Source organism: Parachlamydiales bacterium (assembly GCA_041671045.1).
Classification (GTDB): Bacteria; Chlamydiota; Chlamydiia; order Chlamydiales; family JABDDJ01; genus JABDDJ01.
On sequence record JBAZCF010000003.1, the window covers coordinates 351,889 to 369,889 of the forward strand.

The following is an 18,001-nucleotide window of genomic DNA, read 5'->3' on the forward strand; positions in this document are numbered from 1 at the left end:
CTTCTTTCCAAAGACTGATTAATTTTTAGAAGTGTCAATAAAGTTCAGACCATCAATAGAGCTTATGCCTAGCGCTTTAGCATCTATTTTTGCTTCGTGGTTGAAGACCTTATGTTGGTAGTAAGAGACTGAATCATCCCCTACAACCATGAACATTTTTTGGCTGTTATCCCATGCTAAGGCAGAAGGATTCGCTTCATGAGCTTGCCCCTCTACTGGTGTTGCTTTTCCACTAGAACGGTTGATGAAGAATAGTTTTTCATTAGGACCGGTAGCATATAGCTCACCATCTTCATCAAATTTCAAGTCCTCAGCACGGAAGTTAACATTGTTTTTATCTTTTAGTGCGCCTATTTCGATGCTATAACCGTTTTCTTTGTTATAGATTTTAAGGACATCAGCACCGTTTTGACGCTCAATACCATAGAGGTATCCGCTCGCTTTATCAAAGGCTATACCTGTGATAGCTTTACCATTAATAGTTCCAACGATTTGGATGTTGTTGCTATCTTTAGAAAGTGTATTCAAGTCAACCTTCGCTAAGACTGGGCCTTTTATACCGCCGACATCTCCGTTAATGACCATGTAGGCAATATTGTCTCTATCGATGGCAAAGGATGAGATATGGCCGCCTAATTTAATGGCTCCTTGATTAGGATCATCATAATATAGGTCGCCATAGCTGATATAAGAACCCATCAGGTTATTTGGTTCTTTAAATGCAAACAGTCTGCCTTCGGTACCATCTATGCCCCATAAAGGAGCAATCATGGAATTTTCATTTTCCTTAGCAAGTTTAGATGCGCTATCAAAGAGGTATCCATTTTCAAGAGAGCTCAAGTTTCTTATGCCGTAAAACTCATAGGTATTGCTATCAAGGCCTTCAAAGTCAAATCTATTTTTGAGTGAATCCAACCCGTACATACCACTGTAACCTGCTCTTAAGGTATCGAATGAGATGACCTTGCCATTATCATGATCGTTACCTGTCATCTCTTGAATGATAGTGTGATCACGTGGAGGTGTGGCAACAATAGTTGGACCTGGATCGACTGGAGCAACAGGATCAGAAGGTCTGACATTGACGAATGTGGTCTCAGTAGGTGGGAGTGCTCCAAAGAATGGATCGTTTGATACAGGAGTTGCAATGATTGAGAAGCCTGTAGGTCCACCCGTAGGTGAGGAATTACCATTACCGGTAATTGTTACAATGATAGGATTCTGCCAGTTGGTTTCATCTATAACTATAAATGGTTGATCTGGGGTACCTTCACTAGGATTTGTTGACTCGAGGTAAACGGTAATAGGTTCTCTAGGTTTACTTGGTACTGTAATCATGATAGATCCGGTAGGATTATCAGGATTTGTGACTGTATCAATAGGTGTAATAATGATTTGAGGTGTGGCATCATCATTTATGATACTGCCAACTCCTGTATCATCCACTAGAACACCATTGACAGCGTTATTGAGTTTGAGGATAACTGTCTCATTAGACTCATAGTAATAGTCACCATTGATGATAACAGTCACGGTTTTAGTGTTTTCACCTGGGGCGAATATTAACGAGCCGGGAGCCAAAGGCTGATAATCACTATCAACCAATGTTCCTGTACCATCTAGCAAACTATAGTCCACTGTAACAGTTGTCAAACTAGGATTACTTAAGTTAATTGTGAAGGTCCCTGTAGTCGTACCATTATCATTTTCAACAACAACCATATCTGAAACGCTGAGGCCGGCAACGTCGTTATCTACGTTTGTGAAGTTCAATGCAGGGAATGAAACGTCGTTAAAGTTAGGATCATTAGAAGAAAGTTGGGTCAATATGCTATAAACAATATCGCCGTCGACGATATTATCATCTATGCCATTCACTAGGATAGTCTGAGCGACGTTCCAGTTAGTGCTGTCAAAGGTAATGGTAGTTACAGAAGGTACACCTTCAGTAGGATCTGTGGATGTAAATGTTAGAGTAACTGTATCGCGTGGAGCGCTAGATAAGGTCACTGTGAAAGAACCGGTACTTCCGTCTTCACCTGTCGTTGCATCGACTGGAGGAGGAACGATAATGACACCGCCGGTTGCATCGTCATTGCTTATTGTACCTTGACCGGCATCCGTCAGAATTGTACCGCCAACAGCATTAGTAAGGACTACTGATAGATTCTCATTACCTTCCAAAAAGTTATCGCCTTGGATAGTCACTGTGATTTGTTTTGTAGTCTCACCTGCTAAGAATTGCAATGTTGTTAATGGAATTCCTATGTAGTCACCATCTGCTGTAGTTGCAGTTCCATCCAAAGTTTGGTAGTCAACACTTACGGTGGATGTGCTTGCGTTGCTTAATGTGACTGTAAAGGTCATGCTTGTCGTACCGCTATTACTTTCTGTAACTGTGACGTTATTGATAGTGATATTTGCAATGTCATTGTCTGTATTTTCAAAATTAACTGGTGTTGTGATTTGGCCATTGAAATCAGGGTCAGCAGATGTGACGGTTCCTGTGACTTGGTAAGGGATTGTTCCATCCACAACGCCATCCTCTAAACCTTGAACGGTGACAGTTTGTGGAGTATCCCAGTTGGTATCATCAAAAACAACTGTTGTAGTAATGACAGTTCCTTCAGTGGGATCTGTAGAAGTAAAGGTTATCGTGACTGGGCTGCGTGGTGCGCTTGTCAACGATACTGTAAATGTTCCTGTTGTACCATCTTCAGAAGTTGTAACAGTTGAACCTGTGCCGCCGGGAACGATGATAACTGCACCTGGACCGCCGGGGCCTGTGGCATCGTCATTTGTTATTGTTCCCAATCCGCTACCATCAGTAATGGTTCCGCCCACAGCATTAGAGAGGTTAACGGTGAAGGTTTCATTTCCTTCAAAATAGTTGTCGCCATTCACTAGGATAGCAATCGTTTTAGTGGTTTGTCCTGCTAAGAAAGTAAGTGTGTTCAATGACACTCCATTATAGTCATTATCTCCCATTGTCGCAGTGCCGTTAGTTGTATTGTAATCTACAGTAATAGTCGATGTACTTGCATTGCTCAAGCTGACAGTAAACAACATTGTTGTGGTACCGCTATTACCTTCAACAACAGTGACGTCGCTAATTGTAATATTAGCGACGTCATTATCTAGGTTAGTAAGTGCTGTGGAAGAGTCTAACAATCCGTTGAAGTTTGTATCTGCTGATGACGAAGTCGTATCTATTGTATAAGTGATATTCCCGTCGACAATATTGTCATCTTGGCCTGTGATGGTGATTGTTTGAGGAATATCCCAGTTGGTTGAATCAAATGTCAAAGTAGTGACATTAGGAGTTCCTTCTGTAGGGTCGCTAGTAGTGATAGTGACTGTAACTGGGCTGCGTGGTGCGCTAGTTAAAGTAATGTCGAAAGTAGATGTGTCACCGCCTTCAGTAGTTGTGGTATCTCCACCGCCACCGGCTGAAGGAACGATATTGACTGATGGTGCAGCATCATCATTGAATATTGTTCCAATACCCGTACCTGATACTATTGTTCCGCCTGAAGCGTTAGAAAGGATAACTGAAAGGCTTTCATCCCCTTCATAGAAGTTATCACCTGTAATAGCAACAGTAATAGTTTTAGTTGTTTCACCTGCCAAGAACTGCAACGTTGTTAGAGGAATATTGGTGTAGTCACCGTCAGCAGTAGTAGCGCTACCGTTTAATGTGTTGTAATCTACTGTGATTGTAGAGGTGCTGACATTACTTAATGTGACGGTGAATGTCATATTCGTAGTGCCGCTATTACTTTCAGTGACGGTAACATTGTCAATATTGATGCTGGCAATATCATTGTCAGTATTTTGAAAGTTGACAGGAGTAGTGACCTGACCATTATAGATGGGATCGCTTGAAGAGACAGTACCTGTTACTAAATATGCAATGGGTCCATCTACAGTAGCGTCATCCGCACCTTGAACTGTCACTGTTTGTGGGATATTCCAGTTAGTCTCATCAAAAACGATAGGTGCCGTAATGACAGTTCCTTCGGTAGGATCTGTCGTAGTAAATGTAACAGTCACTGGGCTACGTGGCGCACTTGTAAGAGCAACAGTAAATGTACCTGTACCGCCGGCTTCTGTTGTAGTCACTGTAGAACCATCACCACCAGGGACAATGATCAAAGCTCCTGGGCCGCCAGGACCTGTCGCATCGTCATTAACGATAGTACCTGTACCGCTGCCATCTGTAATAGCGCCGCCTACAGCATTGGATAAATTAATTGCGAAAGTTTCATTGCCTTCGAAATAATTATCACCATTGACAGTTACAGAAATTGTTTGTGTTGTTTGACCTGCAAGGAATGTCAAAGTGTTTAAAGGTGAAGCATTATAGTCATTGTCCCCTGTGGTTGCAGTACCGTTAGCTGTATTATAATCGACAGTGATATTTGAAGTGCTGGCATTGCTTAGGGACACTGTAAACAACATTGTTGTTGTTCCATTATTACCTTCAACGACAGAAACATCATTAATCGTAATATTGGCGACATCATTGTCTAAGTTTGTCAAGGGGGTAGATGAATTTAATAAGCCATTAAAGGTAGGGTCTGCAGATGAAGTGGAGGTCTCGATTGTATAAGATATGTTTCCATCCACAATATTGTCATCCTGACCTGTGATCACAATTGTTTGTGGGATGTTCCAGTTATCTTCATGGAAGATTAACGTAATGATATTGGAAACGCCTTCTGTCGAATCGCTTGTTGTAATGGTAACAGTCGTAAAGTCATGTGGCGCGCTGCTTAAGGTAACGTCAAAACTAGCTGTGTCGCCTGATTCTGAGGTTGTGGTATCTCCGCCTGCTGAAGGAACAATATACACTGCAGGCACGGTATTATCATCATTGATAATAGTTCCTATACCTGTGTCTACGCCGATAGTTGCCCCGCCAGTGGCATTAGTCAGCACAACACTAAAGGTTTCGTCATTTTCAAGAAAGCCATCAGGTGTGATGGTAACCGAAATATTTTTTGAAGTTTCCCCTGCTAAAAACTGTAATGTGGCATTAGGAATCATACTATAATCAAACTCGCCGACGAGAGCTGAAGCTGTTCCATCGACTGTATGATAATCAACAGTGACTGTACCTCCAACAGGAGTACTCAACGAAACAGTAAAAGTCATGATCGTTGAACCACCAGTACCTTCAGAAACCGTCGCATTGCTGATGACAAAGTTGGCTGAGTCATTGTCAGCATTAGTCATATTGACAGGAGTGAAGGCTAGAGCATTGAAGTTTGCATCAGATGAAGCAACAGTTCCTGTAATTGTATAAGCGACACTACCGTCGACAACATTAGCAGGAGCATCATCCTGTCCTGTAATGACGACATTCTGGTTTACATTCCAGTTTGTATCGTTGAAAGTAAGAGTAACGGTATTAGGAATACCTTCTGCAGTATTGGTAGAAGAAAGTGTAATAGTGACAGGGCTGCGTGGGGCGCTAGATAATCTCACATTAAAGTTGCCTGTAGCGCCTGATTCTGAAGTTGTGGAATCAACAGGAGTTACTATAATTGAAGGGGCTGCATCATCATTGGTGATTGTGCCGGTACCGGAAGCATCCGTAATGGTTCCGTTGACTGCGCTGGATAATGTGACGGTGAAGTTTTCAGTGCTCTCATTATAATTGTCACCATTGACAACTACAGTAATTGTTTTAGAAGTTTGGCCTGCTGTAAAAGTGAGCAAGGATAATGGGATCGCAACATAGTCGCCATCAGCGGTAGTTGCAGTACCATCATTTGTTTGGTAGCTGACGCTGACTGTAGAAGTAGAAGCATTGCTTAAATTCACAGTGAAAGTGAAGTTTTTGGTGCCGCTACTGCCTTCTGTTAAAGTCACATCATTAATGGTAATGTTTGCTGTATCATTGTCAGCATTAGTAAAGCCCAATGGCGTTACAGCTAAGTTGTTAAAATTAGCATCTGTAGAGGTAGTAGTCATAGTGATATTATAAGCAATGGTACCGTCAACGATGGCATCGTCTACGCCATTGATTGTTACTGTCTGAGGTGTATTCCAGTTAGTTGAATTAAATGTAATCGAAGTCACTGCGGGGACGCCTTCTGAAGTATCCGTAGAAACAAAGTTTACTGTAACATTCGCACGGGGTGCACTAGAAAGTGATACAGTGAAAGAACCTGTACCGCCGGCTTCCGTTGTTGTAGTATCAACAGGTGTGATGACAACAGTAGGAGCAGCATCATCATTAGTAATGGTACCTATGCCTAAGCCATCGGTAATTGTACCACCCACTGCACCGGACAATAACACATTAAAAGCTTCATTACCTTCGAAGAAGTTGTCTCCATTGATGGTGACTGTAATTGTTTTTGTTGTTTGACCGGCTGTAAAGGTCAAAGGTGTCGCACCGATTGCAACATAGTCTGCATCGGCTGTTGTTGCTGTATCGTTAGCTGTTGCATAGTTGACGGTCACTGTTGAAGTACTGGCATTGCTTAAGCTAACTGTAAATGTCGCTGTGACGGTACCGGAATTACCTTCTGTGATTGTTACATCATTGATGCTGATATTAGCGACGTCATTGTCAAGGTTAGTGAAGGCTACTGAACCCGTCAATCCATTGTAATCTGTATCGGAAGAAGCTGAATTTGCAGAGATGTTATAGGCAATGGTGCCATCGACAATAATGTCATCTACACCGTTAATGGTCACTGTTTGAGGTGTATTCCAGTTGGCAGACGTAAAGGTAATAGAACTGCCGGCGGCGCCTTCTGTTGTATCACTTGAACCGAAAGTCACTGTGACATCTGCTCTTGGAGCACTAGAAAGTCTAACTGTAAAGTTACCTGTATTTCCACCTTCAGAAGTGACTGAATCAACAGGTGTAATGATTAAAGAAGGCGCTGCATCATCATTAGTAATGGTGCCAATACCTGTTCCGTCGGTGATTGTACCACCCACGGCATCGGCGAGTAAAACACTGAATGCCTCATTCCCTTCAAAGAAATTATCGCCATTGATTGTGACTGTAATTGTCTTGGATGTTTGACCGGCAGTGAACGTCAATAAAGTGGAGCCCACTGCTACATAGTCTGCGTCAGCTGTAGTTGCGCTACTATCAGAAGTAGAATAGTTAACGGTGACATTAGATGTGCTGGAATTGCTTAATGTGACTGTAAATGTTGCTGTCGCGGTGCCGGAATTTCCTTCTGTTATAGTGACATCATTGATCGTAATATTTGCTACATCGTTGTCTGCATTTGTAAACGCCTGTGATGCTACTGTCAAGCTGTTGTAACCGGTATCAGTAGAGGCCGTTGTTACATTAATGCTATAACCCACTGTACCGTCTACAATATTGTCATTAACGCCATTGATTGTAACAGTCTGCGGCACGTCCCAGTTAGCTGATGTAAATGTGATTGAAGTGACAGCAGGTGTGCCTTCGCTAGTATTTGTAGAAGTGAAACTTACTGTAACGTTAGCGCGTGGTGCACTGGCTAATGACACACTAAAGGATCCTGTAGCGCCTGCTTCAGAGGTTGTGTTATCAATAGGTGTAATAATAATAGAGGGGGCAGCATCATCATTAGCAATGGTACCTACACCCGTTGCGTCTGTGATTGTTCCACCTGCAGCACTTGAAAGCAAGACGTTGAATGTTTCGTTTGTTTCAAAGAAATTGTCACCATTGACATTGACTGTAATCGTTCTGGTTGTCTGACCTGCAGCAAAAGTCAACACGGTAGAACCTATAGCTACATAGTCAGCATCTGCAGTCGTTGCAGTAACATTCGATGTCGCATAGTTGACAGTCACAGCGGACGTGCTAGCATTGCTTAATGTAACTGTAAAAGTGGCAGTCGTTGTGCCTGAATCTCCTTCTGTTACAGTAACGTCGCTGATTGAAATATTAGCGACATCATTGTCAAGGTTTGTCATGGCAACAGAACCGGTTAAACCACTGTAAGCAGCGTCTATGGATGTCGTTGCTAAATTAATATTATAGGCAATAGTACCGTCTACAATAGCGTCATTAACACCTGTGACGGTAATAGTCTGGGGGGTATCCCAGTTAGTAGAATCAAATGTAACTGAACCACCGGGAGTACCTTCACCTGCATCTGATGAAGTAAAGTTAATGGTCACAGTACTTCTCGGTGCGCTAGATAATTTTACGGTAAATGTACCGGTATTTCCTGCTTCCGCGGTCACTGAGTCGACAGGTGTAATAATAAGAGCTGGTGCAGCATCATCATTTGTGATGGTCACGACTCCGGTGCCGTCAGCAATGGTGGCGTTTACGGGAGTTGTAAGAACGACATTAAAGGTTTCACTACTTTCAAAGAAATTATCTCCGTTGATATTGACTGTAATTGTTTTGCTCGTTTGGCCAGCAGTAAAGGTCAGCAAAGTCGATCCGATAGCAGTATAATCCCCATCCGCCGTTGTTGCAGTGCTATTAGCTGTCGCATAATTAACAGTAATATTCTGCGTACTGGCGTTGCTTAATGTGATTGTAAATGTTGCTACTGCTGTACCTGCGTCCCCTTCTGTTACCGTTACATTATTTATGGAAATATCAGGAATATTATTGGGGGTGATTGATACTGAGCCCGAATCCACCAACGCAGCATTGATGTCCTGTGTTTTATAGTTGACAGTTGCGGTATCTTGAATGACACCAAGGTGAGGAGCATCAGCATCCACTGTTACACGGAATCGTATTACAGTAGTGGCACCTGGAGCTAGGCTACCACCGACGGTAGTAGTAGCGCCGGTACCTAAGTTAAAGACAACGCGGTTATTGGCTACATCAAAGAAGGCTGTATCATCGCCTGTCGCATCTGTCTTAGCTCCGGTGTTAGCTCCCGAAACAACAACTAAAGATCCTGCAACATAGGTTGTGAAATTGGGCATTACATCCCTTAAAATCGACTGGATCGCATTATCCTGACCGACGTTAGTGACAGTGAATGCATACTGCACGACATCACCCGCTTGAAGTGAGCCGCCATTAACGTCTGTAGCAGTTCCGGTCACAGTCAAATCCGCAGAATATAGTGTGGTGGAGAAAGCAAGCAAATTCATGTATAGGTTATCTGCACCTGGATCAACGAAAAAGTTGGTGCTGGTCTGTCCATTCGTTAAATAACTGCTGACATCCACAGTTCTTAAGTCAAAGCCATAGGTGTTTATTGCATTTGGATTACGGTTTGTGACATCCACTCCATGAAAAGTAATCCTAGAATTTAAAATATCACCGTCAGGGGCAGAAGCATCCGAGACTACAGTTCCTGTAACGCTGCTCGTTGAATTAATTCTTACAGAATCAACGGCCCCCTCGCCATCTTGTGCAGAAATGATCAAATCCGCATCTATAGAGCCTACTGTGGGGGTTTTAAATCCGGCGATAGGGATGCTCACAGGTCCTAGACCGCCGGCAAAGGCGAGCCCATCAAATACAGAAAAACTTCGTGTAGGTTGGGCGGAATTACCATAAACCACTAAGAGCGACCAGTTGCCTGTTGTACCGACAACAGAGTAACCGGGAGTTGTTTGTATATTACCGACAAAATATGTTCCGCTACCCCCTGTCGCCCCGCTAACCAAACTTGTAACGTCAGCAAAAGCTGAATAAGCAGATCCACCAAAGATACTATGATAATCGATGCGCAATGTAGAAGCGTTGACAGTGACATAAGTACCGGTGGGTGTTTTGAATAGGACTTCTCCTATGGCGGTGGAATCTACATTCGGTAATGCTCCCTGAGTATGATCACCATCTTGATAACCTGACCAATATAAACCCGCAAAAAGAATACTAGATCCAGAACCAACAGACAGCACTGCTGAAGAAGAGTTAAAGGTATTGGTGTTTGAATCCGCATCCACATACACCTGAGGAACGACATTGTTAATATTTGCAAGGTTTGCTGCCTGTGTGTCGTCATAAGGCGCCATGTTTACATTTCCGATAGCGGTCATATCACCTTTAGCTATAGCACTATAGCGCAAAGCAAAAGGTGAAATTACTCCTGAATTAAAGTTATCTATGATAGATACAGTAGCGCTTCCACCATTAATGGTAATGCCTGCAGCGCCAGTAGTTGCCGTCACAGTAAAATTTTCCAAAGCTTCATTCAATGAATCAGCCTTGATCTGCACACTGATTAATTTTAGGATCTCGCCTACAGCAAATGTCACACTATTCGTTAATAAGGCATAATCTGCTGCGACTGCTGTACCATTAAGAGCGGTAAGGTTTACCGTGATTGCAGTCGTAGCGGCAGAACTTAATGTCAGAAGGATTGTTCCATTTACTGTGCCGGTTGCAGGCTCTGAAAAAACACCATCGCTTATAAATAGAACATTTGGATTGATGTTAACGGAGCGGCTAAATTCGGAAGTAAAATGTTGGGCAGCCGTAATGTCTGTTACTGTAGCACTAACCCATACACCTAAAGAAGAGTTGAATGTCTGCGTAGGGATGTTAACGAAACCGCTACCGTTAGTGGTGACATTGACAAATCCTAAATAGTTTTGTCCTTCCCCATATCCAAATCCATCATTATTTCCATTTCCAAAAAATTCAATACGATACGTATGGTTAGCAGCGCTATTTAATGTACCTCCCACACCGTAGGTGCCACCTGAATTAGGTGTTGAAATCACTAGATTGGCAATATTTTGATTATTATTATTCCCTGTATCAGCATCTAGTCCATCATTTGCATTAGGCCCGGCAGCACCCATTTCAATTCCTAAACTACCATTAGAGAAGATCTTATTCTGAGTAAGCTCTACTAAGGAATCCAGGCCGTCTTCAGTGAACCAAATTCCATAATCTCCATGCCCTACAATAGTATTATTACTTATAACGCCTGTTGTACCGTCGGGAAATTCAGTAATAGGAGAGTTAGGACTTCCGAAAATTATTCCTGAGCCCCAGTTTCCAATCACCGTACTACCCGTAGACGACATACCAATTCTGTTGCCTGTCACAAGGAAATTTTGTGTTTGGGTGCTTTCAAAAACAATCCCGTTGCCATTTCCAGAAATAGTGTTACCTGAAATCACCAGATTGTTATCTGCATTTCCTGTTCTAATCCTAACCCCTGCAAATCCTTGATACTCTCCTAAAGCAGCTGTGCCAGCAACATTTGTACCTATTAAGTTATCGGCTATAGTGATGCTTGCAGCATTATTGTATATATAAACCCCCATCCCCAAGTTACCTGAAATAACATTGTCGGAAATATCAATAGTACCGCCGGCCAAACTAATGCCTGATATACCATTAGGTCTAGCGACCCCTGCTGCAGTTAGTCCTATATAGTTATCAGTAATGTTTACAGTACGAACAACTGAGTTGCTAAAAATTGCATCCCCTCCGAAGCCGCCAATACTGAAACCTGATATCGTCACAGTTGTTCCGCTGGGGGAAGAAATATCAAAGGCGCGGGTAGTAAAGCCATTATTACCATTCAACTCGATAAGAGGGTTGCCTGCATATCCGGGTTGACTTGTTGCGTTAATATTTACTGAATCAGTGATAGATAAAGAAGAAAGTAAATTGATGGTTTTAGTTCCGGCGCCTGCGATATTAAAAGTGATGGTGTCGGCACCTACCGTACTGTTGGCATTAGTAAGCGCTGTACGTAAAGATCCCGCCCCCGAATCATTGGTGTTTGTTACGATGAATGTGGCTAAGTAGCCATCCCAATTTGAAATATTGGAATTGAAGTATTGCAAGGCATCGACATTTCCTCTTTCCAGAGTCCAATCTGCCCCTACAAAACTATTTCCTGTTACGTCGTCTGAAGCTGCTACGCTAACTGCATGTCCATCACTATCCAAAAGATTATCAATAGTGTCTACTAACTGAGTGGAATATTGAGTTAAGTTACAGGTCAATAAATCCAGTCTTCCACCCTCTTTGATTAAGCTTCCTAAATCATGAAAGAATGATTGGATACTATTTGTATTAATGGTGTCTTGGGTGACTGTAGAATCAGAGGCAACTTTAATATAATTATCCTGTCCTTCCATAGCAAAAGCGATAGAATCCGCTTGTTTTCCCCCTAAAGCATCTTTGATTTTGGCAAGTAGTCCATCCATTGTCGTCGTTTTAGAATCGTAAAGGACAACTTTCACATCAGAATTGGTACTATTAACTAACTGGGTATAATTATTGACTGTACTATCAACAACTAATATTTTAAGTGGATTGGAAGTAGGTTGTAATGGATCAGTATGAGGAGCCATTGGATCAATGGAACTGTCTGCAGAATGTGAAGAATCATTAGCTTGAGTAGTCGCAGTCGATGCAGCCTGGTCATTGGTTTGGTGACTGGCGTCCGGACCAGAATCTGTCGTTGTATGTACTTCGGTGGTCGTAGATGTCGTCGTAGTAGAAGGAGCCCCACCATCACTACTTGATTGTTGAGAGAGATCAGCTGCCATTGCGGCGCCCACTGCAGCGTCCAAAACTATTCTCTCTTCAAGGGGTGAAAAGTTATATTGTTTCATATCAACCACCTACTAAAGGCTATTACACTAATAAAACTTACTACTATTCATGTTAATTATAATCTTTTTTTAGAAATTTTAATATAGTATATAAAAAACGTTTATAATTATTAAAGATATAAACATATAACAATAAGTTACTTATATACAAATAACTATAATATAAAGTGGAAAACATTACAGAATAAAAAATAGTTGGCATTGACAATGCAAGATAAAAAAGAAGAGAATAACGAATCATTCTCTTCTAATTCAAAATTAATTGTTAATGAAGTTCAAACCATCTATAGATTGCAGACCTAATGCCTTAGGATTGAATTCCACTTCATGATTCAAAGCTGAATTATGATAGTATGAGACAGAATCATCTCCGACAACCATAAATACATCGTTACTCTTATCCCAAGCTAAGGCTGTAGTGCGATGTGCATTTCCTTGATCTTGGACAGGTACTGCAGTGCCACTGGCACGGTTAATAAAGAATAACTGTTCATCAGGACCGGTAGCATACAGTTCACCGTCAGTATCAAATTTTAGGTCATCGGCGCGGAAATTGACATTGTTTTTATCTCTCAACGTACCAATCTCAATGCTATAACCATTATCTCTATTGTAAATTTTTAGTACATCCGCTCCCGCTTGGCGCTCAATACCGTAGAGATAGCCGCTTTCCTTATCGAAGGCTATTCCGGTAATAGCCTTGCCGTTGATTGCGCCGACTATAGTGATTTGATTACTCTCTTTAGATAAGTTATTCAAATCGATTTTCGCTAAAACTGATCCTTCTTCAGTGCCTACATCACCATTGATAACGATATAGGCTATATTATCCCCATCGATAGCAAAAGAGGAGATATTACCGCCCACTTTGATTACACCCTCTTTTGGATCATCATAGTATAAATCGCCATAGCTAATATACGACCCCATTAGGTTATTTGGATCTTTGAAGGCGAATAACCTTCCTTGAGTGCCATCTATTCCCCAAAGTGGAGCTATTGTATCATTTTCTGATCTATCAAATAAGTACCCTCTTTCTAGATCATTAATATCTCTAAATCCATAAAACTCATAAGTTGAGTTGTCTAAACTAAAGAAATCATACCTCTTGCTAAGATCTGCGTCTAATGAGCTATAGACTAAGCTATCGAATGAAATAACTTTATTGTTTCCAAGATGATTGATGTTGTTTCTATCCATGAGAGATGAGAAGTCAACATCTGTACTTGGACTTGGGGGGGTAGCTACAATAGTCTGTGTAGGCTCAGTGGGTATGCCGGGACTAACATTCAAAAATGGAATTTCATCTGGAGGTAACTGGCCATAGAATGGATCGCTGGATACAACTGTCGTTGTAATATTGAATGTTCTAGTACTATCTGTATCTGTCTGGGTGCCATTACCTAGAATAGTAACATAGATAGGATCTTGCCAGTTTGTATCATCAAAAATGACACTATCGACTTGAGGTATGCCTTGAGTGGGGTCAGTTGTATTTAAATAGACTGTAACAGGATCTCTTGGCTTGCTTGTAATTGTAAGTATAACCATACCCTCAGGACTGTCAGGGTTAATGACTGTATCAATCGGTGTAACAATAACATCAGGGACCGCATCGTCGTTAATAATGGTAGCAATTGCAGTATCGTCGCCTAAAATGCTATTTAATGCGTTAGTCAAGGTCAGTGTCATCGTTTCGTTGCTTTCATAGTAATAATCGCCATTAATGACAACGGTCACAGTTTTGGAGGTTTCTCCTGGCGCGAAGATCAATACTCCGGGAGCAACAGGTTGATAATCACTATCGGAGAGTGTCGCTGTATTATCATTCACATTGTAGTTTACAGTGACAATACTGCTGTTAGAATTGCTTAAGGTGACAACAAATGTACCTGTGGTTGTACCATTGCCATTTTCAACAATCGTGATATCTGACACACCGATTGTAGAAACATCATTGTCTGCATTGGTAAAGTTGATAGGTGCAAAAAGCGTATTATTGAAGTTAGCGTCGTTAGAAGTGATCTGGGATAAAATACTGTATGCAATGTTACCATCGACAATCGTATCATCTACACCGTTTATTAATACGGTCTGAGGAATATTCCAGTTAGTGCTGTTAAATGTTATTGTAGTGAGAACAGGAGTACCTTCGCCTGGGTCAGAAGACGTAAAGGTAACAGTAACCGTATCACGAGGTGCGCTTGTGAGTGCTACAGTGAAAGAACCTTGGTCTCCATTTTCACCTGTTGTTGTATCTGCTGGAGGCCCAATAAGAATGAGGCCTCCTACAGCATCATCATTATTAATGGTACCTAATCCGCTATTATCAAGGATAACGCCACCGACTGCATTAGAAAGAACAAGGGATAAGTTTTCGTTATTCTCGAAGAAGTTATCTCCATGGATCGTGACAGTAATTTGCTTAGTAGTTTCCCCTGCTAAAAATTGTAAAGTTGACAAAGGAATGCCGGTATAATCATTATCGGTTGTTGTTGCTGTGCCATTCAGGGTCTGGTAATCTACAGTAACAGTGGATAGACCTGCTGTATCTAAGGTGACTGTAAAGGTCATGGTAGTTGAGCCGCTATTTCCTTCAGTCACAGTGACATCGCTGATGCTAATATTAGGCACATCGTTATCGGTGTTTTGGAAAATGACCGGAGTGGTGATTTGACCATTGTAGTTAGGATCAGAAGAAGAAACAGTACCGGTAATTTGATAGCTCACAGTTCCATCGATGACGGAATCATCCAATCCCTGTACTGTAACAGTTTGTGGAATGTTCCAATTTGAATCGTCAAAGACTAAAGTCGTATTGGTCACTGTACCTTCGGTTGGATCTGTTGAAGTAAAGGTAATAGTGACTGGGCTACGTGGAGCATTTGGCAATTCAACAGTGAATGAGCCAGTTCCGCCGCTTTCAGAAGTTGTTGAATCTGTAGATGTAATAATCAAGGCACCCGCAGCTTCATCGTTTGTGATAGTACCTAAACCGGAAGCATCCGTAATTGTTCCACCAATTGCATTGGAAAGGTTTACAGTTAACGTCTCATCATTTTCGAAATAATTATCGCCATTAATAGTTACAGTCACTGTTTTAGAGGTTTCACCTGCTAAGAAGGTCAATGTGTTCGCAATTGCTGTGTAGTCATTATCTCCTGTAGTCGCCGTACCGTCCGCAGTGGTGTAATTTACAGTGACGGTAGATGTGCTAACATTGCTCAAGCTGACTGTGAAGACAAGTGTGGTTGTTCCATTATTACCTTCCACGACTGAGACGTCATTGATGCTGATATTGGCGACATCGTTATCCAAGTTAGTCAATGGTGTTGATGTACTTGTTAAACCATTAAAGTTGGTATCGGATGAAGTGGAGGTTGTTTGGATTGTATAGGAGATGTTTCCGTCAACAATTGCATCATCCTGACCTGTAATTGTTACAGTTTGAGGGATGTCCCAGTTGCTGCTATCAAATGTTAAAGTGGTTGTACTTGGAGTACCTTCCGTAGGATCACTAGTTACGATAGTGACAGTGACAGGATCGCGTGGGGCGCTGCTTAGCGTGATATCAAAAGTAGTAGTGTCGCTACCTTCGGAAGTAGTTACATCAGCAGTTGTTGGAACGATGATAATCGAAGGTGCGGCATCATCATTAGTGATGGTGCCTGTTCCTGAAGCATCAGTGATTGTTCCGCCGACAGCGTTGGCAAGGTTTACCGTTAAGGTCTCATTATTTTCGAAATAATTATCGCCGTGGATAGTTACAGTGACCATTTTGGAGGTTTCGCCTGCTAAAAAGGTCAATGTGTTCGCAATAGCAGTGTAATCGTTGTCTCCTGTAGTGGCTGAGCCGTTAGCGGTGCTATAGTCTACTGTGATAGGAGAAGTGCTGCTGGTGCTCAAGCTGACTGTAAAGACTAGTGTGGTTGTTCCATTATTACCTTCTACGACTGAAACATCATTGATACTGATATTGGCGACATCGTTATCCAAGTTAGTCAATGGTGTTGATGTGCTTATTAAACCATTAAAGTTCGTATCGGATGAAGTGGAGGTTGTTTGAATGGTGTAGGAGATGTTGCCATCGACAATCGCATCGTCCTGACCTGTAATTGTTACAGTTTGAGGGATGTTCCAGTTGCTGCTATCAAATGTTAAGGTGGTTGTACCTGGAGTGCCTTCGGTTGGATCGCTGGTCACAATAGTGACAGTGACAGGATCGCGTGGGGCGCTGCTTAATGTAATATCAAAAGTAGTAGTGTCGCCACCTTCGGAAGTAGTTACATCAGCGGTTGTTGGAACAATGTTGATCGAAGGTGCGGCATCATCATTGGTGATGGTGCCTGTTCCTGAAGCATCAGTGATTGTTCCTCCGACAGCGTTGGAAAGGTTTACCGTTAAGGTCTCACTATTTTCAAAATAATTATCGCCATTGATAGTTACAGTCACCGTTTTGGAAGTTTCACCTGCTAAAAAGGTCAATGTATTCGCAATAGCAGTATAATCGTTGTCTCCTGTAGTCGCCGTGTCGTCTGCAGTGGTGTAATTTACAGTGACGGTAGATGTACTAACATTGCTTAAGCTGACTGTGAAGACAAGTGTGGTTGTTCCATTATTACCTTCCACGACTGAAACATCATTGATACTGATATTGACGACATCGTTATCCAAGTTAGTCAATGGTGTTGATGTACTTGTTAAACCATTAAAGTTCGTATCGGATGAAGTGGAGGTTGTTTGAATGGTGTAGGAGATGTTGCCATCAACAATCGCATCATCCTGACCTGTGATCGTTACAGTTTGAGGGATGTTCCAGTTGCTGCTATCAAATGTTAAAGTGGTTGTACTTGGAGTACCTTCCGTAGGATCACTAGTTACGATAGTGACAGTAACAGGATCGCGTGGGGCGCTGCTTAATGTAATATCAAAAGTAGTAGTGTCGCCACCTTCGGAAGTAGTTACATCAGCGGTTGTTGGAACGATAATAATAGAAGGAGCTGCATCATCATTAGTGATCGTGCCTGTTCCAGAAGAATCGGTGATTGTTCCGCCGACAGCATTGGAAAGATTTACAGTTAAGGTCTCACTATTTTCAAAATAATTATCGCCGTTAATAGTTACAGTCACTGTTTTAGAGGTTTCGCCCGCTAAGAAGGTCAATGTGTTAGCGATAGCAGTGTAATCGTTGTCTCCTGTAGTAGCTGAGCCGTTAGCTGTACTGTAGTCTACTGTGATAGGAGAAGTGCTGCTGGTACTTAAGCTGACAGTGAAGACCAGTGTGGTTGTTCCATTATTACCTTCAACAACTGAAACATCATTGATACTGATATTGGCGACATCGTTATCCAAGTTTGTTAATGGGGTCGATGTGCTTGTTAGACCCTCAAAATTGACATCTGTGGAAGTAGAAGTTGTTTGAATTGTATAGGAGATGTTTCCGTCAACAATGGCATCATCTTGACCTGTG

The 18,001-nt window shown here is 41.9% G+C and carries 2 protein-coding genes; both read right to left on the reverse strand.

The genetic code is table 11. The annotated features are described in order from the left end of the window. Positions 1–18: 18 nt before the first annotated feature. Positions 19–12,531, reverse strand: coding sequence for a Calx-beta domain-containing protein (locus WC222_06110; GenBank protein MFA6915952.1), 12,513 nt, complete (start codon positions 12,529–12,531; stop codon positions 19–21). A 258-nt stretch (positions 12,532–12,789) separates the two neighbouring features. Continuing rightward, positions 12,790–18,001 (reverse strand): Calx-beta domain-containing protein (locus WC222_06115; protein ID MFA6915953.1); only part of this gene is annotated, 5,212 nt, incomplete at its 5' end.

Excerpts from the sequence above, each read along its gene's own strand:
- WC222_06110 (MFA6915952.1), bottom strand. The coding sequence starts at position 12,531 with ATGAAACAATATAACTTTTCACCCCTTGAAGAGAGAATAGTTTTGGAC.